Below are 19688 nucleotides of genomic sequence, written 5' to 3' on the forward strand. Positions count from 1 at the left end.
TTGTCATGCAGCTCCACCGATTTTGAGAACGACAGCGACTTCCGTCCCAGCCGTGCCAGGTGCTGCCTCAGATTCAGGTTATGCCGCTCAATTCGCTGCGTATATCGCTTGCTGATTACGTGCAGCTTTCCCTTCAGGCGGGATTCATACAGCGGCCAGCCATCCGTCATCCATATCACCACGTCAAAGGGTGACAGCAGGCTCATAAGACGCCCCAGCGTCGCCATAGTGCGTTCACCGAATACGTGCGCAACAACCGTCTTCCGGAGCCTGTCATACGCGTAAAACAGCCAGCGCTGGCGCGATTTAGCCCCGACATAGCCCCACTGTTCGTCCATTTCCGCGCAGACGATGACGTCACTGCCCGGCTGTATGCGCGAGGTTACCGACTGCGGCCTGAGTTTTTTAAGTGACGTAAAATCGTGTTGAGGCCAACGCCCATAATGCGGGCGGTTGCCCGGCATCCAACGCCATTCATGGCCATATCAATGATTTTCTGGTGCGTACCGGGTTGAGAAGCGGTGTAAGTGAACTGCAGTTGCCATGTTTTACGGCAGTGAGAGCAGAGATAGCGCTGATGTCCGGCAGTGCTTTTGCCGTTACGCACCACCCCGTCAGTAGCTGAACAGGAGGGACAGCTGATAGAAACAGAAGCCACTGGAGCACCTCAAAAACACCATCATACACTAAATCAGTAAGTTGGCAGCATCACCTTCGGAACCGTCTAAACGCATTGATATTGCTGGTTTTTATTCTGTAAGGCTCCAAAAGGTCTAAATAAAACTATTACAGAGGTAATAAAATATATACATGTATGTATAAGCTACATACATGTATATATTTTATGTAGCGTTGGTATGCAGTGTTTCGGACCTCTCGGTATTCAGACCCTTCCCACATTAAAATCCAGTAATATCAGTAAGTTGTAATTATCTGAATGAAAGGGCTATTCAGACCCTTTTCACACCAGCGTGGCAATCGCGTACTTTCCGCCGCCTGCATCTTAATTGCTTTGTGTAGCGATTATTCACTGGTGCTGGTGGTAACTAATTTGCTGCATATCACATCTTGACGCTATCGTCAATAAACTAATTGTAATATTTCTTGTGCATTCACCATTAATAATGTTTAATTAACCTATCGAACACTGGCAATAATGAAAAATCATTAATTAATAGGAGCAAGCAAATGGCTGGTCGCCCAGTGGGGAGCAAAAATACAACGCGCCGCATTTTGCCAAAATCCCTCTCTGACTCGGCAATGGTTCAACTCACGCGTCTTGTTGATAACGGGGACTGGGATGCGGTCAAATTTACGCTTGAGCGTGTCTACCCGGGTCTTAAAGCCATCACACCTGCAAATAGTATTGATGCCGAAGTTCTCCGCGCACGTATTAATGAACTCGTGGAATTCGATCGCCGTCTCGCCGCTCTGGAGTCTCGCAATGACAAGTAAGGAAAAGATGGAACGGCTCAACGCGCTTGAGCGTTCTGAACAGGACGATGTGCCTGTAACGAAAGAAGACATGTTCAGGGCGCTCTATGAGCCAGATGGTGAATTGTACAACTTATTCTATGGCGATAACCCGGAGTACTGACATGGATTACCACAATTTAATGAAGCAACGCATTGCAAACGCATGGCGTGACAGCGAGCCATTAACGCCAGTGGTTAACGATGCTCAACCAGTTCAAGACCCTATGGCAGCCGCTAAGAAAAAGATCAGTGAAGCGTGGAGACGAAAATGAGTAAGTCTATTTATAACAGAGCTGTGATCACGCGAAACGGTGTGGACTTATCGAAGCACGGCAAACGAGACGCACTACTAAAGCAATTTAATGCCGGAGAACTTCGACACCCTTACACCGGTGCGCCAGTTAACGACCGCCGACTATTGCAGGAAGTAATGAAAATTAAAGGCCTCTAAGTAAAGAGGCCTTTTTATTTCCCTAATGACGATCCCGTCAGACTATTTGAGGACAAGAATAATATGAATTATGTAGACGCAGCTATTGAAGCCATGGACGATTGGCGCACCAAGCGCAAACAAGTAAGAGAAGAAGTGGCAAAGCTGGAAAAACAGATTGAGCAGCTCAAAACCACTGTGGTGAAGCCGGATATGTCTAAGCACATCGAAGCGTGCGCCGCTGAATTAAAGTCAAAGAAAGAAGCATTTTTACCGGCACTCAAAAAAGCCGTGATGAGTGATGATTTCACAAGTAAATGGCAAATGCGTGCAATATCAGCATTCGGACAGACTAAATTTGTGCAAACGCCTGCCGACCTATTCCGCATCGATGGCGGCGCGGCAGCGATGGCCTATATGCTGACCGGTCAACTTGATGATGAGGTTCTCAGAATTGTGATGCCTCACAGTGACATTTTCAATTATGTCCACGTTCTCACGGATATGTGCGAGCAACTGAAAATTCTGGAAACAGAAATCGCCGATATTTCGTTAGATATCAAATTTATCAAAGACATTAAATATTTTGCGGAGGTGTGATGATGAAAGGTAACGACAAGCGAGTGATGAACGATTTCAAACGGGGCTATCAGCGTGGTGACAGACATCCCGGCATCCCTGCTCACGTCATCGCTAAGCAGCAACAGCGTAAGGCTTCGGAATGAAAATGCTTACCGCGCCTGAATGGGCATACCGTGCTATGAGTAGTTTAGTACCCGATGAATCTGGCGCGGGTATACCATTTGACGAGCTACGCAAGATGCTTCAAATAGCCCCTACGTACACCCGTGAACACTTGAAGGCTCTGAGAATCCCTGTTATCGAGGGGGTGGTCAAGGCTCGCTGGGTGTGGGATGAGCCATTATGAGTGACTGCGCAATGGCTATCGAAGCCGCGAAACAATGGGGCATAAGAATGCCCCGCCGCTGGACGTCATTTTTCGGTGGTTGCGCACAGCACAACGCCGCCACAGTCGGAGAATGGAGTGAATACCGTCATCAAAGAGGCATTATTTTTAGCCTGGTAAAGCCATTGAGATATTCGGATGGTAACTGATTTCTATTTTTGGCTCGTTTTCACGGGTATGTCCGCAATGCTTATTCATAGCGTTGCGCTGCTAATCCGGAAGATAGAAAAGGTATTATGATCGGGTAACAAAATTGACGCAGTCATTGGGAGAATTTGCCAGCAGCTTTCCATAGTCGAATGCTCTACCAATGCGTGAGATTGCCCCGCCATTACCCTTAAACTCGCTCGTAATGGTTGCATATTTAACCATTTGAGTAGACCAGTCTCCTGTCAGCGTGCCGTTCATGCCTGCGTAACAGGCGTTGATTTGAGCCATGACTATTTTTTGGAAGTCAGATACAACAGGTGTTGCATTTCTCAATGCTCTGTCCATTGAATTTTGACTCTTACAGTCTCTCTCTTCTGCTTCGGTAACATTTCCACCAAGCCTGAAGTCAACAAGTCCAATGGTTTTGTCCACGCGGTAGTAGCATTTGGTTTTGTCGCCGTACTCGTGGTCGAAATGAGGCGCGTTATGCCATACAAGTTTATTTTCTTTATCCAGCTTGTTGACCTGCTCGTCTGCCTTTATATCCCAGCACACGCCTGAGCCATCTGGCCCCATTGCCTCACTGTTCAAACGACCCGCGTCGTCCCTTGTCCACAGGCAATCCACCTGTAAGTCGTCCAGATGCGTAATGGTCCAAGGTTTCTCGATAAATATTAACTGATTCTTAATGGTATCGCTCAGCGATAAAGCCGGTGCGCTCACCAGTAGGGTGAGTATTGACAAAGAGTACGCATATCCTTTCATCATTAAGTTCCTCGATTTTCATGAATGGATAATACGATAACAGCCGACAACTTTGTGTGATCGGCTGTTACATTTAGAAGGGTAGCGCCGCGCACTTTGTACGCGGGTCTGTGCGCGCCGCAAAATCGCAAGCTTTTATTTCTATGTAACTATATGATTTATAAGTAAAAATGACAGTGTTAGACGTTGAACAGGAAGTTCATGATATCGCCATCTTTGACGATATAGTCCTTACCTTCGGCACGCATTTTCCCAGCTTCTTTCGCACCTTGCTCACCTTTATAGGTGATGAAATCTTCAAACGCGATGGTTTGTGCGCGGATAAAGCCTTTCTCGAAGTCGGTATGGATTTTACCGGCTGCCTGCGGAGCCGTGGCACCGACAGGAATGGTCCAGGCACGGACTTCTTTCACGCCAGCAGTGAAGTAGGTCTGCAGGTTCAGCAATTCGTAGCCAGCACGGATAACGCGGTTCAGGCCCGGCTCTTCCAGACCCATTTCAGCCATGAATTCTTCACGGTCAGCATCATCGAGTTCAGCGATGTCAGCTTCAACGGCAGCGCAAACGGCAACCACAACAGAACCTTCGGCAGCCGCGATTTCGCGCACTTTATCTAGGTATGGGTTGTTTTCAAAACCGTCTTCGTTGACGTTGGCGATGTACATTGTTGGCTTCAGCGTCAGGAAGCTCAGGTATTTGATGGCCGCTTTGTCTTCGTCAGTCAGCGTTTTCAGCGCGCGCAGCATGCCAGCGTTTTCCAGCTGTGGCAGGCATTTTTCCAGCGCAGCCAGCTCTGCTTTAGCGTCTTTGTCGCCGCCTTTGGCCTTCTTCTGCACGCGATGGATAGCGCGCTCACAGGTATCGAGGTCGGACAACGCCAGCTCGGTATTGATAACTTCAATGTCGTCAGCCGGATCCACTTTGTTATTAACGTGGATGATGTTGTCGTTTTCAAAGCAACGCACCACGTGGCCGATAGCTTCGGTTTCACGGATGTTGGTCAGGAATTGGTTACCCAGACCTTCACCTTTGGACGCACCTTTTACCAGGCCGGCGATGTCGACGAATTCCATCGTTGTTGGCAGGATACGCTGCGGTTTGACGATTTCGGCCAGCTGATCCAGACGCGGATCGGGCATCGGGACAACACCGGTGTTCGGCTCGATAGTACAGAACGGGAAGTTTGCCGCTTCAATACCCGCTTTTGTGAGCGCGTTGAACAGGGTGGATTTGCCTACGTTTGGCAAACCGACGATACCGCATTTGAATCCCATGTTTAAATCACCTTAATCTTTTGATATTCAACCTGTTATGGAAAACAGATTGTAGAAATGTAAATAACTTTGCCTATTATACACAGCACGCGAGAAAAATGCCGCACATCGCTGCTTATTGCGCTTTAAAGGTGTGTAACCGGCTCGTCGCTTTGGTCAGGCCGTCTTTGAACAAAATCTCGGTACAACGTGCCGCTTCGTCAATTGCTTCATCAATTAACTTCTGTTCTGAAACAGGCGGTTTGCCTAAAACAAATCCGACAACTTTGTTTTTATCGCCCGGATGGCCAATTCCAACGCGTAAACGATGAAAGTTGGGGTTATTACCTAACTTACTAATGATGTCTTTCAGGCCATTATGTCCGCCATGACCGCCGCCAAGCTTAAATTTGGCCACGCCAGGGGGCAGGTCTAACTCATCGTGTGCGACCAAAATTTCATCGGGGTTAATACGATAAAAACTGGCCATCGCACCGACAGCCTTGCCGCTCAGATTCATAAATGTGGTTGGCACCAGCAGACGGACGTCCTCACCTTCAAGCGTAACTCTGGAGGTGTAGCCGAAGAATTTCGGCTCATCGCGCAGGGGAGCGCGTAATCTTTCTGCCAGCAGATCGACATACCATGCGCCTGCATTGTGTCGCGTTGCCGCATACTCTGCGCCGGGGTTCGCCAGGCCAACAATCAATTTAATCGCCACGTGTTTTGTCCTGAGTGTTTCGATAAACGACGTGTAGTTTACTGTCTGACGCTGCTGTTGACAAAAAACTGCGTGCTTATCGCAAAAAGCTGAATAATTGCAGAAATGGACTATTAGAAAATGAGTGTGTTCAGTGGCTTATTTGTAAAGTTTTGTTGCGTGAGTGTTTGTAATTGTGATCGCTCCCGCACTTGCGAACGGCAGTGTTGTCTATACTTTACACATAAGGATTAGGGGTATTCCCTGTAACAACCCAAAGTTCCGGAGGTGACACATGAAACGCAAAAACGCTTCGTTACTCGGTAACGTGCTCATGGCTTTAGGGTTGGTGGTGATGGTGGGTGGTGTTGGTTACTCTATTTTAAACCAACTGCCGCAATTTAATCTGCCACAGTTTTTCGCACATGGTGCCGTGCTCAGTATTTTTGTTGGTGGTGTCCTTTGGTTGGCGGGTGCCAGAGTGGGGGGGCACGAACAAATCAGCGATCGTTACTGGTGGGTGCGCCACTATGACAAACGCTGCCGTCGCGGTGATACCAATCATCGGCATAACTAAATAGCTCTCCCAACTCGGAGTGCGGTTGTTTGAACACAAAGTCCTGGTTTAAAAACCAGGGCTCTGCTTTTTCGTCAGTACTGGATTAAACGACTTCTACCTTTGGTGGCATACTACAAAGAAACGTTATTCGAATAACCGATAATGTAACGCTTTGATCGCGCTGTCTGCATTGTCAGCCGGTAACAGGATGCTCAGGTTGTCGTTTGACGCCCCATGGCAAATCATTCGTACCGTATGCTCTTCAAGCCAGGCAAAAACGTCTTTGCAAACTCCCGCAGCCTGTGTGAGTTGATTCCCCACCAAAGTGACCAACGCCAGTCCGGTTTCCACTTCCACACGACAGTGGGAGGACAAGGCGGTAAACAATGCGGTGGTCAGCACATGGTCTTCACCTGAGGTTGCATGAGTGGCATCCAGCGCCAGCGCAATACTATTCTCTGAGGTTGTAACCAAATCCACCGTGACCGCGTGGCGAGCTAAAATGGCGAAGGACTGCGCCAGGAAAGAACAGGTAGGTTGCGTCTCCAGACTGTGTAACCGCAACAGCGTCTGTTTACGACGCACGGCGAGCGCACGATAGCGAGGTGGATTATCGGTGGTGTTGTGTACCAGCGTACCTCCGGCGGCAGTATCCTTACTTGAGCCAACAAAAACCGGAATGCTTTTACGCATTGCCGGGAGCAGTGTCGCCGGGTGGAGGACCTTCGCCCCGTAGGCGGCCATATCGCTGGCCTCGGAAAATGAGATATGGTCGATTCGTTTGGCCCGCGGCGCAATGCGTGGGTCGGTGGTGTAGATCCCTGCGACGTCGGTCCAGATGTCAACGCGTGTGGCGTGAAGCGCCTCACCGAGAAGCGTAGCCGTGTAATCACTACCGCCGCGTCCAAGCGTTGTGGTGTGTCCTGCGACATCACGCCCGATAAATCCCTGAGTCACCATAATCGCTTGTTCAAGACGAGGGCGCAGGTGAGTCTCCACCTGGTGGTGCAGTGTGCCAAGCTCGGGTTCGGCACAGCCGAAGTTCGCGTTAGTACGCATCACACTACGGGCGTCAAACCACCCAGCCTCGGCATGCCGTTCACGTAAGACTTCAGTAAAAAGTAGCGAGGACATCAGCTCGCCATGGCTGACTAATTCATCGCTTAACGCATCAGACGGCGAAACCATCGCCGTTTGTGCAAGACGACGTATGTTGTTGAGAAGATTATCGATTTCCGTGCTGATAACGGACGGCTGCTTCAGGCGGGAAATAATGTTGTATTGAATGGCGCGTAAAGTCTCAATCTTATCTAATTGTTGATGTGTTTCCAGACCTTCAGAAAGCTCAACCAGTAAGTTTGTCACGCCTGCTGAAGCAGACAAAACGACTAAACGGACATCTTGATCAGCAAGGACAATGCTGGCGCTTCGATTCATCGCATCAAAATCAGCGACGCTGGTGCCGCCAAATTTGGCAACGACGGATGGTGGATAAATGCGAGTCATAACAATCTCATATCAGGGCGCCATAAAAGTATGGCTAGAAAATTTTCATTCTCGGCATAAGGGAACGAAGTTCGCCTTACGAAATGTCCGCCCGCGAACATTTCTGCTGACAACCCAGGGAATACCTGTTGTCGATAACGCGTGTCGCCTGTACGCGTTATCGGGTGCTGCGCATTAATTTTATCTACATAGCCTGTAAATAAGCGCGCCATACTAAGTGATTTATATTTAGGGATCGACTTTTTTATTCGATTTATCGACAAATAAGTGAAAAATCATGTCATCACAAGATATCGCGAGCATCATTAATGGTAAAAACGTGTAAAAAAATAATAAAAACACGAAAATCTCATGGTTTTTATTAGATTGTCTGCGTTGCAATTAGCTACAACATTGTTAATTAAATAGATATATTTCTTTAGGATTTAGTAATGGCAAATGGTTGTTACGCTTTGAATTTTAAGGGAAAAGTTGTTATTTTTAATGCCGAAAAATAAATGATTGAGTCCTAAGCTAAAACAACATATATTAGCCGCGCTTTTTTACAGGTAATCCTTATAACCATTTATTCAATCAGGTGTTAATCTACACCTGGTTGTAGGAGTGATATGATGACGGATAAAGTCCGTATTGATACTTTAAGTGCTAATTCATTACCACAGAGCAATGATACCTTTTTAGCAAGACAGGCTGAGTTTGAATCTAATGTCCGCAGCTATCCACGTAAACTGCCATTAGCGATCGCTAAAGCGCAGGGCGTCTGGATTACTGATGTAGAAAATAATCAATATCTTGATTGCCTGGCAGGTGCCGGAACCCTGGCGCTTGGTCATAACCATCCTGAAGTGCTGCAGAGCATTCAAAGTGTCATCACAAGCGGCTTACCGTTACATACGCTTGACCTTACCACGCCGTTAAAAGATGAATTCTCATCATATTTACTTTCTTTATTACCGGGTCAGGGCAAAGAATATTGCCTGCAGTTTACCGGGCCGTCCGGTGCCGATGCCGTTGAAGCCGCGCTGAAGCTGGCGAAGAAAGTCACCGGCCGTTCCAGCATCATCAGTTTCTCCGGCGGCTACCACGGGATGACCCACGGCGCGCTGTCCGTGACCGGCAACCTGTCGCCGAAAGAAGCGGTCAGCAACATGATGGCGGAAGTGCAGTTTATGCCGTATCCGCATCAGTACCGTTGCCCGCTGGGTATCGGCGGCGACGCTGGCGTCAAAGCATTAACCTACTACTTCGAAAACCTGATCAACGACGTTGAAAGCGGCGTGCGTAAACCGGCTGCCGTGATCCTCGAAGCGGTGCAGGGAGAAGGTGGCGTGAATCCGGCTCCGGTCGAGTGGCTGCAGCGCATTCGTAAAGTGACGCAGGAACACGGCATTCTGCTGATCATCGATGAAGTTCAGGCTGGTTTTGCACGTACCGGTAAACTGTTCGCCTTCGAACATGCCGGTATTGAGCCAGATATCATCGTGATGTCCAAAGCGGTTGGCGGCGGTCTGCCGTTGGCGGTGCTGGGTATTAAGAAGAAGTTCGATGCGTGGGCTCCGGGCCACCACACTGGCACCTTCCGCGGCAACCAGCTGGCGATGGCGACCGGTCTGACAACGCTGAAGATCCTCAAAGACGACAAGATTGCCGATAAAGTTGCTGCCCAGGGCGAGTGGCTGAAAGGCAAACTGGCTGACCTGCAGAAACGCTACCCGGTTATCGGCCAGGTGCGCGGTCTGGGTCTGATGATCGGTCTGGAAATCGTGAAGCCGAACGAAGCGCAGGATCACATGGGCTGCTACCCGGCCGATGGCGAGCTGTCCGCGTTGCTGCAGAAAAAATGCTTCGAAAATGGGCTGATTCTGGAGCGTGGTGGCCGCAACGGTTGCGTGCTGCGCCTGCTGCCGTCACTGCTGATCACCAACGCTGAGCTGGAAATCTTCCTCGATAAATTCGAAAACGCCCTGCTGGGCGCTGGCGTTAAGCCGGTTTAAACGGAGTTGGATCGAATGTCAGACGTAAACCCGATTCTGTCCGGCTCGGCGCAAAGCATTGCAGCTTATCAGGACGCTATCGAGCAGAGTACGCAAGCGGTCGTTGAATGGTTGAAGCAGCCTGAGATGTATCAGGGTAAAACCGTTGAGCAACTGCGTGAACGTATCAACCTGAATTTTACGTCTCAGGGCCTGGGCAACCAGGCCGCTATTGAGCGTGCGGTTGAATACTTTCTCAAAGACAGCTTGTTGGTTCACCATGCGCAGTGCGTGGCGCATCTGCACTGCCCGAGCCTGGTAATAAGCCAGGCGGCGGAAGTGCTGATCAACGCCACCAACCAGAGTATGGACTCCTGGGACCAGAGCCCGTCGGCCACCATCATTGAGATCAAGCTGATCGAGTGGTTGCGTGAGCAGGTTGGATACCCGACAGGTGATGCGGGCGTATTCACCAGCGGCGGTACGCAGAGTAACCTGATGGGCCTGATGCTGGCGCGTGATGCTTTCTTCGCTCGCCAGGGGCACTCCATTCAGCAGGAGGGTCTGACCGGTGATCTGAGTAAAATCAAAGTGTTCTGCTCTGAAAGCGCGCACTTCTCAGTGCAGAAGAACATGGCGCTGATGGGGCTGGGCTACCGTTCCGTCACCCAGGTGAAGACCGATGCGTTTTCACGCATGGATCTGGCTGACCTGAAAGACAAGCTGGCCCAGGCGAAAGCCAACGGCGAGCAGGTGATGGCAATTGTCGCCACTGCCGGTACTACCGATGCGGGCGCAATCGATCCGTTAGCGGATATAGCAGCGCTGGCGGCAGAACATCAGATCTGGATGCACGTGGATGCAGCATGGGGCGGGGCGTTACTGCTTTCTGAGAAGTACCGTGACTTCCTGAACGGCCTTGAGCTGGCCGATTCCGTGACGCTGGATTTCCACAAGCAGTTCTTCCAGACCATCAGCTGCGGTGCGTTCCTGTTAAAAGATGCGCGCCACTACGAGCTGATGCGTTACCAGGCGGCGTATCTGAACTCTGATTTCGATGAAGAGGCTGGCGTACCAAACCTGGTATCGAAGTCGCTGCAGACCACGCGTCGTTTCGATGCGCTTAAGCTGTGGATGGGCCTCGAAGCGCTGGGCAAAAAGCAGTATGCCGAGATCATTGATAACGGTGTGACGCTGGCGCGTGATGTTGCTGAGTTTGTCAAAACCCAGCCGCATCTTGAACTGGTGATGGAACCACAGCTGGCAAGCGTGCTGTTCCGCTTCCGCCCGCAAAGTGACGACGTGGCATTTGTCGCGCTGCTGAACCAGCGTATTGGCGACGTTCTGCTGGCTTCTGGTAGCGCCAACGTCGGCGTGACCGAAGCCGATGGTGTCACCTGCCTGAAGCTAACGCTGCTCAATCCGACGGTATGTCTGGAGGATGTCAAAGTCCTGCTGGCAAGCGTGAAGGCAACGGCTGAGCAACTGCTGAACGCGTAAGCAATAAGCTTATTATAAAAAATGGCTCCCACGTACGGGAGCCATTTTTTTGTCTGTCATTTGTAATCCGGTGGCGTTTCGCCTGGCCGGGCTACACGTTAGCGGATATCTGCTAGCGCAGCATCTTTATTCGGGAAGAACGTCAGACGCCCGGCAATCGGCTGAATACCCGCGCGCGCCATGGTACGTAGCGGCTGGAATTCCAGATTACTGATGCGTAATTCACAACCTTCCGGCAGACGTTTTACAAAGCGCTGGAAAGCGTCCAGACCACCGGCATCCAGTACCGGGACCGCGTCCCACTTCAAGACTACGATGCGTTTACCTTCAATACGCGACTCGAGATCGGTAAATAATCCTTCCGCCGCGGCAAAGAACAGCGGACCAATAACGCGCAGCACCAGCACATCGTCCGGTACGTCTACGTTGACCGGCGCCAGACGCGTCATGCGCGCAATACGACGCATAAACAGCAGAGAAGCGAGAACAATACCGACGCTGATGGCAATAACCATGTCGAACAGCACCGTCAGCGACATACACATCAGCATGACAATGATGTCGTCTTTCGGCGCATGACGCAGCAAATCCACCACTTTATGCGCTTCACTCATGTTCCATGCCACCATCAGCAGTAGGGCGGCCATGGCGGAAAGCGGTAACCAGGAAAGCAGCGGTGCAAGTACCAGCAGGGCGAGGATCACCAGAATCGCGTGGATAACCGCAGAGATTGGCGAGGTCGCCCCAGCGCGGACGTTTGCCGCAGAGCGGGCAATTGCTGCTGTGGCGGTGATACCGCCAAAGAACGGTGCCACGATGTTACCCAGCCCCTGGCCAATCAACTCGCTGTTAGCTTTATGCTTGGTGCCGGTCATCCCATCGAGTACGACGGCGCACAGCAGAGATTCAATTGCCCCCAGCATCGCCATCGAGAAGGCTGCCGGTAACAGCGCCTGTAACGAGCTCCAGCTCAGGGTAAAGTTTGATTCCGGCATATTCCACGGCAGGACCAACTGCGGCAGCAGTTGTGGGATACCGTTACCCTGTGAGCCGTCAGCCAGAATGTAGTGGAACTGCGAACCAATGGTGGCGACATGGCCGCCGGTCAGGTTCACGATACCCATTACCGCACAGCCAGCCAGCAGCGCGGGAAGGTGGCCCGGCAGTCGGATCCCCAGGCGCGGCCAGAAAATCAAGATCCCTAGCGTCACTACGCCAATGGCGGCATCACCGAAGTTAATGGTTGGCAAGGCCATAAACAGCGCGCCGACCTTTTGCAGGTAGTGCTCCGGGACATGGGCCATCTGCAGGCCAAGAAAATCTTTAATCTGCATGGTACCAATGGTGATACCAATACCCGATGTAAAACCTAACGTTACCGACACGGGGATATATTCGATCAGGCGGCCAAAACGAGCGAGGCCGAAAAGGATCAGGAATATCCCGGACATGAGCGTGGCAACCAGCAGGCCTGCCAGCCCAAACTGTTGCGACACCGGATACAGAATGACCACGAAGGCGGCGGTTGGGCCAGATACGCTAAAGCGTGAACCGCCGGTAAGGGCGATAACAATCCCAGCGACGGCTGAGGTATACAGGCCGTACTGCGGCGCAACGCCACTGCCTATTGCCAGGGCCATTGCCAGCGGAATGGCGATGATCCCAACGGTTATCCCGGCGATCAGGTCACGGGTAAAGCGAGAGGCAGTATATTTTTCTTTCCAACAAGCGTCGATGAGGGCGCGGAAAGGCATCACATGTGAGGAAAATAATCTGTTCACAATAATGTTTCATCCATGAGCGCATCATCTGTCAACTAAATGGCAGGTGAAGGAGGCATAAGTCATACAAATAAGTATTGCAGATAAAAAAACCCGCCGCAGCGGGTTTTTGAGCCGGGCTCGATTAATGCTCGAACATAGCAGAGATGGATTCTTCGTTGCTGATACGACGAATCGCTTCGGCCAGCATACCCGACAGGGTCAATGTACGCACGTTTGGCAGCGCTTTGATTTCGTCAGTCAGTGGAATAGTGTCACAGACTACGACTTCATCAATCACTGAGTTGCGCAGGTTGTTTGCCGCATTACCTGAGAAGATCGGGTGAGTAGCGTAAGCAAATACGCGTTTTGCACCACGTTCTTTCAGTGCTTCTGCTGCTTTGCACAGCGTACCGCCGGTATCGATCATGTCATCAACCAGAACACAGTCACGACCTGCAACGTCACCAATAATGTGCATCACCTGAGAAACGTTCGCACGCGGGCGACGTTTGTCGATGATAGCCATGTCGGTATCGTTCAGCAGTTTAGCGATAGCGCGGGCACGCACGACGCCACCGATATCCGGAGAAACCACAATCGGGTTGTCCAGGTTCAGCTGCAGCATGTCTTCTAACAGGATCGGGCTACCGAATACGTTATCAACCGGTACGTCAAAGAAGCCCTGGATCTGTTCAGCATGCAGGTCAACGGTGAGGACGCGGTCAACGCCAACGCTGGACAGGAAATCAGCGACGACTTTAGCGGTAATCGGTACACGAGCGGAACGTACGCGACGATCCTGACGTGCATAGCCGAAGTAAGGAATAACGGCGGTGATACGGCCTGCGGAAGCACGGCGCAGCGCATCAACCATAACGACCAATTCCATCAGGTTGTCGTTAGTAGGGGCACAAGTGGACTGGATGATGAAAATATCACCACCGCGTACATTTTCATTAATTTGTACGCTGACTTCGCCGTCGCTAAAGCGACCTACAGCGGCGTCGCCGAGTGAAGTGTACAGGCGGTTGGCAATACGTTGTGCTAGTTCCGGGGTGGCGTTACCAGCAAAAAGCTTCATATCAGGCACGAGAAGAACCTCAGGCATGCGTCCATTGGTGGAAAGAATCTGCCGAAAACTGTGCGGGCCAGGCAGTATCCTCTCCATGCGGTGTATTAAAGAGCGCGATGCAACGTCTGGAACAGGGTGACGTTGTCACCGCAACTCAGCTTGCCCGGCTTACTCTTTATCTTCCGCGTTTCATTTGCGCTGGCATCAATTCCTCACACCAGTTACATACTGAAGTTGTATGCACCTGGCGATTCGTCGTTTCGCCATTTTCCTGAAACCCGAAGGATTTAGAGTAACGCTCTGTGCAATGGGGAGAGGTTGACGCCTTTCGCCACAAAGCCTTTGAGCCATTCCGGGGCTTGCTCAAGCACCTGGCGAGCACGAGACTCAGTGTCAAATTCAGCAAAGACACAAGCCCCTGTACCAGTCAGGCGCGACGGCGCGTATTCTAACAGCCAGGAAAGCGCCGCATCAACCTCGCGAAAACGTTTTCTTGCGATAACCTCGCAATCATTGCCGAATTCACATTTTAGTAACGTTTTTATTGACCTTTTTGGCGTGTTGCGCGGGAGGTCGGGATCGTTAAAAATCACCGGTGTCGGAATACTGACTCCCGGATGTGCAACCAGATACCACTTTTCCTCAGGCTCGACCGGCGTCAGAATTTCGCCAACACCTTCGGCAAAGGCCGCATGGCCGCGCACGAATACGGGAACATCCGCCCCCAGCGTTAAGCCGAGTGCCGCCAGTTCATCAACCGAAAGTCCGCACTGCCAGAGATGATTCAGCGCCACCAGAACGGTTGCCGCATTAGACGAACCTCCGCCAAGACCGCCGCCCATCGGCAGGCGTTTGTCGATACTGATGTCCGCACCACTCCCTTTGGGAAGGCGATTGCTTTCAGATGCCGCTTTCATCAGCGAACGTGCCGCACGGACGATCAGATTGTCTTCATGCGCAACGCCTTCCACTGGGGTTAACAGGTGAATTTCGCCGTCGCTACGCGGTGTAATATCTATCGTGTCGCCATAATCAAGAAACTGAAATAAGGTCTGCAGCGTGTGGTAACCGTCCGCACGCTGTCCGGTGATGTATAAAAACAAATTCAGTTTTGCCGGAGAGGGCCAATGGGTCATCATTTCACAATCCAGTTATCCATTTTCAGCTTAATACGCTGGGAACCGTCAGACAGCTCCATGTTTGCTGGCATCGCAGGCTGGGTTTTGCTGTCGTAGGCGCTATAGACCACTTTCCAGTTTTTACCGTCTTTGCTGTAGTTCACTTCACTCAGACGATATTGGTCGTCGAGCTTATAATCGGTGGCGTCACCTGGCAGACCAAGGATCCATTGGCGCAAGCTGTTTAATGGGATAGGCATGCCGGTCAGTTTGCCAATCATCTCTTCAGCGTCGTCGGCGGTGTAATGCTTGCCTTTGTTATCGACCAGTTCGACGTTGCCAGGCTGCGCATTAAGTTCCAGTTCCGTGCTGCCCAGTGGGTTGGTCAGCAGGAGACGATAGCGATCCTGACCGGTTTGCTGCCAGAAAAAGCGGGCATACACTTTCTGTTGATCGGAAATATAGGCAAACGCACCACGCGTCTGATACTGGTTCAGGGCGCGAACTTCCTGTTGGTGCTGGCGCCACTGCGGAGAATCGGGGCTTTTACCGGGACCTTTAGGCGCGTTGAGCGTACAGGCAGTAAGAACCAGGGCCGCCAGCGGCAGCAGGCGAATCAGGCGAAAATCAGGCAGGGTCATAATGATGACAAATCCTTGAGATACGTTGCAGTTATAACTCTTAATGCTAGCGCCGCCATCAGACATCGTCTACGTTCAAGTTATCTTAAATCGCTTAAATTTGTGCACTAAGCTATTACTCCAAAAGGGGTCAGTCTCTTTTATTGACCGCACGCATCCTGTATGATGCACCCAGTCTAACCTTATCAACGCTGGTACTATTCCCGCACACATGACCCTTTTAGCGCTTGGTATTAACCATAAAACGGCACCTGTATCGCTGCGAGAACGCGTAACGTTTTCGCCGGATACGCTCGATCAGGCGCTGGACAGCCTGCTCGCGCAGCCAATGGTGCAGGGCGGGGTAGTGCTGTCGACGTGTAACCGCACGGAGCTGTATCTCAGCGTTGAAGAGCAGGATAACCTGCAAGAAGCGCTGGTTCGCTGGCTGTGTGAATACCATAACCTCAATGAAGAAGATCTGCGCAACAGCTTGTACTGGCACCAGGACAACGACGCAGTCAGTCATTTGATGCGTGTTGCCAGCGGTCTGGATTCACTGGTGCTCGGTGAACCGCAAATTCTGGGGCAGGTGAAAAAAGCGTTTGCGGATTCGCAAAAAGGTCACCTGAACGCCAGTGCGCTGGAACGCATGTTCCAGAAATCATTCTCTGTCGCAAAACGTGTACGTACAGAAACTGACATCGGCGCCAGCGCCGTGTCGGTGGCGTTTGCCGCCTGTACCCTGGCGCGGCAGATATTTGAATCGCTCTCCACGGTAACCGTGCTGTTAGTCGGTGCGGGCGAAACCATTGAGCTGGTAGCGCGACATCTGCGCGAGCACAAAGTCAAGAAGATGATCATCGCCAACCGCACTCGCGAGCGTGCGCAGGTGCTGGCGGATGAAGTCGGCGCCGAGGTGATTTCACTGAGTGATATAGACGCGCGTTTACAGGATGCCGATATCATTATCAGTTCTACTGCCAGTCCGCTGCCGATTATCGGCAAAGGAATGGTGGAACGTGCGCTTAAAAACCGCCGCAATCAGCCTATGTTGCTGGTGGATATCGCCGTACCGCGCGATGTCGAGCCGGAAGTGGGTAAATTGTCTAACGCCTATCTGTACAGTGTTGATGACCTGCAAAGCATCATTTCGCATAACCTGGCCCAGCGCAAAGCGGCGGCGGTGGAAGCCGAAACGATAGTGGAGCAGGAAGCCAGCGAGTTTATGGCCTGGCTACGCGCCCAGGGCGCAAGCGACACTATCCGCGAGTATCGCAGTCAGTCAGAACAGATCCGTGATGAACTGACCGCCAAAGCGTTGGCCGCTCTTCAACAGGGCGGTGATGCGCAAGCCATTATGCAGGATCTGGCCTGGAAACTGACCAATCGCCTGATTCATGCACCAACCAAATCACTTCAACAGGCCGCCCGTGACGGGGATAGTGAACGCCTGAATATTCTGCGCGACAGCCTCGGGCTGGAGTAGCAGCACACCAATCTTATTTTTTACAGGGTGCATTTACGCCTATGAAGCCTTCTATCGTTGCCAAACTGGAAGCCCTGCATGAACGCCATGAAGAAGTTCAGGCGCTGCTCGGTGATGCGGGGACTATCGCAGACCAGGATCGCTTTCGTGCGCTGTCGCGCGAATATGCGCAATTAAGCGATGTATCTCGCTGTTTTACGGACTGGCAACAGGTTCAGGAAGATATCGAGACGGCTCAGATGATGCTCGACGATCCTGAAATGCGTGAAATGGCGCAGGATGAACTGCGCGAAGCAAAAGAGAAATGTGAGCAGCTGGAACAGCATCTGCAGGTCCTGCTATTACCTAAAGATCCCGATGACGAACGTAACGCCTTCCTCGAAGTGCGCGCGGGAACCGGTGGTGATGAAGCGGCGCTGTTTGCCGGCGATCTGTTCCGCATGTACAGCCGCTACGCTGAATCGCGTCGCTGGCGGGTTGAGATCATGAGCGCCAGCGAAGGCGAGCATGGCGGGTTTAAAGAAGTCATTGCCAAGATTAGCGGCGAAGGCGTTTACGGGCGACTGAAGTTTGAGTCTGGCGGCCATCGCGTGCAGCGCGTACCTGCGACGGAATCGCAGGGGCGTATTCATACCTCTGCCTGTACGGTCGCGGTTATGCCGGAACTGCCGGATGCCGAACTGCCGGACATCAACCCGGCCGATCTGCGTATTGACACCTTCCGTTCATCAGGCGCGGGCGGTCAGCACGTTAACACCACCGACTCCGCAATCCGTATTACCCACTTACCGACCGGTATCGTAGTGGAATGCCAGGACGAACGTTCACAGCATAAAAACAAAGCCAAAGCGATGTCGGTGCTGGGGGCGCGTATTCGTGCCGCCGAAGTGGCAAGACGTCAACAGGCGGAAGCCTCTGAACGTCGTAACCTGTTGGGCAGTGGCGATCGCAGCGATCGTAACCGTACCTATAACTTCCCGCAGGGTCGTGTGACCGATCACCGCATTAACCTGACGCTCTACCGTCTGGATGAAGCGATGGAAGGCAAACTGGATATGCTCATTGAGCCGATTGTCCAGGAATACCAGGCCGACCAACTGGCGGCGTTGTCCGAGCAGGATTAATGGATTATCAGCACTGGCTGCGTGAAGCAATTAGCCAATTACAGGCAAGCGAAAGCCCGCGCCGTGACGCCGAGATTTTACTCGAGTTTGTTACTGGCAAAGGGCGCACCTTTATTCTGGCTTTCGGCGAAACGGAGTTAACCGAGGCGCAGCGTCAACAGCTTGATACGTTACTGGAGCGGCGTCAGCGGGGAGAGCCGGTGGCGCACTTAACCGGCGTGCGTGAGTTCTGGTCGCTGCCGCTATTTGTGTCTCCAGCCACGCTTATTCCGCGTCCGGATACCGAGTGTCTGGTGGAGCAGGCGCTGGCTCGCCTGCCGGCCTCAGCGTGTCGTATTCTTGATTTAGGAACCGGCACGGGTGCCATTGCGCTGGCGCTGGCAACCGAGCGTCCGGATTGTACAGTGACTGCTGTAGACCGCATGCCTGATGCCGTGGCACTGGCCATTCGCAACAAGCAGCAACTGGGCATCGACAATGTTTGCGTGCTGCAAAGCAACTGGTTCAGCGCATTGCAGGGACAGCAGTTTGACATGATTGTCAGCAATCCGCCGTATATCGACGAGCAGGATCCGCACCTGGCACAAGGCGACGTTCGCTTTGAACCGCTGTCGGCACTGGTGGCGAGCGATCAGGGGCTGGCGGATATCGTGCATATCATTGACCAGTCTCAGCGCGTATTAACGCCCGGCGGCTATCTGTTGTTGGAACATGGTTGGCAACAGGGCGAGGCCGTCCGTGACGCTTTTACTCGTGCAGGTTACCTGGCGGTTGAAACCTGTCGTGACTATGGCGGCAACGAGCGAATTACGCTTGGACGCATCCCATCATGAGTACCTTCGGTGTGTTACTCAACGTCCATCTCATCAGCATTGCGCTTTCGGTTGGTTTGCTGACGCTGCGATTTTGGTGGCGTTACACCGACTCGCGCCTTGCCTGCGCGCGCTGGACGCGCATCGTGCCGCCGGTTGTCGATACCGTTTTATTACTCAGCGGCGTAGCGTTAATGGTTAAAGCGCACGTCCTGCCATTCACTGAGCACGGGACATGGCTGACTGAAAAGCTGTTTGGGGTTATCATTTACATCGTTTTGGGTTTTATTGCGCTCGATTATCGTCGGGCGCGCAGTCAGCAGGCGCGATTAATCGCTTTTCCGCTGGCGCTGGTGGTGCTGTACATCATCATTAAACTCGCCACCACAAAAATACCGTTACTGGGGTAAG

The 19688-nt window shown here is 51.9% G+C and carries 22 protein-coding genes; 13 read left to right on the forward strand and 9 right to left on the reverse strand.

Going from position 1 to position 19688, the window contains the following annotated elements:
* Window positions 1–658, reverse strand: a protein-coding gene (locus OGY72_RS22215) for an IS1-like element IS1A family transposase (RefSeq protein ID WP_249362192.1) whose coding sequence is annotated in 2 segments (ribosomal slippage) — window positions 1–409 and window positions 409–658 — 659 coding nt annotated over the 2 segments. Because the reading frame shifts where the segments join, the coding sequence is not laid out codon by codon here. This gene is flagged as partial in the annotation.
* A gap of 530 nt (window positions 659–1188) precedes the next feature.
* On the opposite strand from OGY72_RS22215, the gene OGY72_RS22220 reads away from it, so the two are divergent.
* From OGY72_RS22220 to OGY72_RS22245, 6 genes are all read left to right on the forward strand, one after another.
* A complete protein-coding gene (locus tag OGY72_RS22220) occupies window positions 1189–1455 on the forward strand; it encodes a hypothetical protein (protein ID WP_286549545.1) in 267 nt (88 codons plus the stop codon).
* On the forward strand, window positions 1445–1597 hold the full coding sequence (locus OGY72_RS22225) for a hypothetical protein (protein WP_180270928.1): 153 nt from the start codon (window positions 1445–1447) through the stop codon (window positions 1595–1597). Before OGY72_RS22220 ends, OGY72_RS22225 begins: the two co-directional genes overlap by 11 nt.
* Before the next feature lies 1 nt (window position 1598).
* Window positions 1599–1748: a hypothetical protein gene (locus OGY72_RS22230; protein WP_202217794.1), complete on the forward strand. Its 150-nt coding sequence runs from the start codon at window positions 1599–1601 to the stop codon at window positions 1746–1748.
* Complete coding sequence (locus OGY72_RS22235) at window positions 1745–1927, forward strand: hypothetical protein (protein WP_286549550.1); 183 nt, start codon at window positions 1745–1747, stop codon at window positions 1925–1927. Before OGY72_RS22230 ends, OGY72_RS22235 begins: the two co-directional genes overlap by 4 nt.
* A gap of 63 nt (window positions 1928–1990) precedes the next feature.
* Window positions 1991–2506: a hypothetical protein gene (locus OGY72_RS22240; protein WP_286549553.1), complete on the forward strand. Its 516-nt coding sequence runs from the start codon at window positions 1991–1993 to the stop codon at window positions 2504–2506.
* A complete protein-coding gene (locus OGY72_RS22245) occupies window positions 2506–2631 on the forward strand; it encodes a hypothetical protein (RefSeq protein ID WP_286549555.1) in 126 nt (41 codons plus the stop codon). The genes OGY72_RS22240 and OGY72_RS22245 overlap by 1 nt, the downstream gene beginning before the upstream one ends.
* Before the next feature lie 476 nt (window positions 2632–3107).
* Here OGY72_RS22245 and OGY72_RS22250 read toward each other — a convergent pair whose 3' ends face one another.
* From OGY72_RS22250 to pth, 3 genes are all read right to left on the reverse strand, one after another.
* Complete coding sequence (locus tag OGY72_RS22250; protein WP_202217797.1) at window positions 3108–3791, reverse strand: hypothetical protein; 684 nt, start codon at window positions 3789–3791, stop codon at window positions 3108–3110.
* Between the two features lie 176 nt (window positions 3792–3967).
* On the reverse strand, window positions 3968–5062 hold the full coding sequence (ychF, locus tag OGY72_RS22255; RefSeq protein ID WP_003020818.1) for a redox-regulated ATPase YchF: 1095 nt from the start codon (window positions 5060–5062) through the stop codon (window positions 3968–3970).
* Window positions 5063–5177: 115 nt separating this feature from the next.
* Entirely contained in the window at window positions 5178–5762 is a 585-nt protein-coding gene (gene pth, locus OGY72_RS22260; protein ID WP_003020814.1) for an aminoacyl-tRNA hydrolase, read from the reverse strand.
* A gap of 274 nt (window positions 5763–6036) precedes the next feature.
* Between pth and ychH the strand changes: the two genes are divergently transcribed.
* The gene (gene ychH, locus OGY72_RS22265; protein WP_003833480.1) at window positions 6037–6318 is read left to right on the forward strand and encodes a stress-induced protein YchH; all 282 of its coding nucleotides are present in this window, start codon (window positions 6037–6039) and stop codon (window positions 6316–6318) included.
* A gap of 126 nt (window positions 6319–6444) precedes the next feature.
* Here the strand turns inward: ychH and lysC are convergent, their stop codons facing one another.
* Entirely contained in the window at window positions 6445–7806 is a 1362-nt protein-coding gene (gene lysC, locus OGY72_RS22270; protein WP_286549558.1) for a lysine-sensitive aspartokinase 3, read from the reverse strand.
* Window positions 7807–8414: 608 nt separating this feature from the next.
* On the opposite strand from lysC, the gene OGY72_RS22275 reads away from it, so the two are divergent.
* Together OGY72_RS22275 and OGY72_RS22280 are read left to right on the forward strand one after the other, a co-directional pair.
* The gene (locus OGY72_RS22275) at window positions 8415–9800 is read left to right on the forward strand and encodes a diaminobutyrate--2-oxoglutarate transaminase (protein WP_126957259.1); all 1386 of its coding nucleotides are present in this window, start codon (window positions 8415–8417) and stop codon (window positions 9798–9800) included.
* Window positions 9801–9815: 15 nt separating this feature from the next.
* Window positions 9816–11279, forward strand: a complete 1464-nt coding sequence (locus OGY72_RS22280; RefSeq protein WP_126317881.1) for a pyridoxal phosphate-dependent decarboxylase family protein — start codon at window positions 9816–9818, stop codon at window positions 11277–11279.
* A gap of 98 nt (window positions 11280–11377) precedes the next feature.
* On the opposite strand, the gene dauA is transcribed toward OGY72_RS22280, so the two are convergent.
* From dauA to lolB, 4 genes are all read right to left on the reverse strand, one after another.
* On the reverse strand, window positions 11378–13060 hold the full coding sequence (gene dauA / locus OGY72_RS22285) for a C4-dicarboxylic acid transporter DauA (RefSeq protein ID WP_071692414.1): 1683 nt from the start codon (window positions 13058–13060) through the stop codon (window positions 11378–11380).
* A gap of 124 nt (window positions 13061–13184) precedes the next feature.
* Window positions 13185–14132, reverse strand: a complete 948-nt coding sequence (gene prs, locus OGY72_RS22290) for a ribose-phosphate diphosphokinase (RefSeq protein WP_001518537.1) — start codon at window positions 14130–14132, stop codon at window positions 13185–13187.
* Between the two features lie 269 nt (window positions 14133–14401).
* Window positions 14402–15253: a 4-(cytidine 5'-diphospho)-2-C-methyl-D-erythritol kinase gene (gene ispE / locus OGY72_RS22295; RefSeq protein ID WP_003833423.1), complete on the reverse strand. Its 852-nt coding sequence runs from the start codon at window positions 15251–15253 to the stop codon at window positions 14402–14404.
* Entirely contained in the window at window positions 15250–15873 is a 624-nt protein-coding gene (gene lolB / locus OGY72_RS22300; protein WP_003833422.1) for a lipoprotein insertase outer membrane protein LolB, read from the reverse strand. The genes ispE and lolB overlap by 4 nt, the downstream gene beginning before the upstream one ends.
* Window positions 15874–16084: 211 nt before the next feature.
* Here lolB and hemA point away from each other — a divergent pair, with 211 nt between their 5' ends.
* From hemA to sirB2, 4 genes are read left to right on the forward strand one after another with little or no spacing between them, the layout of a single operon-like run.
* Window positions 16085–17341 (forward strand): glutamyl-tRNA reductase, encoded by a 1257-nt coding sequence (hemA, locus tag OGY72_RS22305; protein WP_003833420.1) that lies wholly within the window; start codon window positions 16085–16087, stop codon window positions 17339–17341.
* A gap of 41 nt (window positions 17342–17382) precedes the next feature.
* On the forward strand, window positions 17383–18465 hold the full coding sequence (prfA, locus tag OGY72_RS22310) for a peptide chain release factor 1 (protein ID WP_003020786.1): 1083 nt from the start codon (window positions 17383–17385) through the stop codon (window positions 18463–18465).
* Window positions 18465–19298 (forward strand): peptide chain release factor N(5)-glutamine methyltransferase, encoded by an 834-nt coding sequence (prmC, locus tag OGY72_RS22315; RefSeq protein WP_286549567.1) that lies wholly within the window; start codon window positions 18465–18467, stop codon window positions 19296–19298. The genes prfA and prmC overlap by 1 nt, the downstream gene beginning before the upstream one ends.
* On the forward strand, window positions 19295–19687 hold the full coding sequence (sirB2, locus tag OGY72_RS22320) for an invasion regulator SirB2 (protein ID WP_003833414.1): 393 nt from the start codon (window positions 19295–19297) through the stop codon (window positions 19685–19687). The genes prmC and sirB2 overlap by 4 nt, the downstream gene beginning before the upstream one ends.
* Window position 19688: the final 1 nt, after the last annotated feature.

It is taken from the genome of Citrobacter sp. Cpo221, assembly GCF_030332345.1.
GTDB lineage: Bacteria > Pseudomonadota > Gammaproteobacteria > Enterobacterales > Enterobacteriaceae > Citrobacter > Citrobacter portucalensis.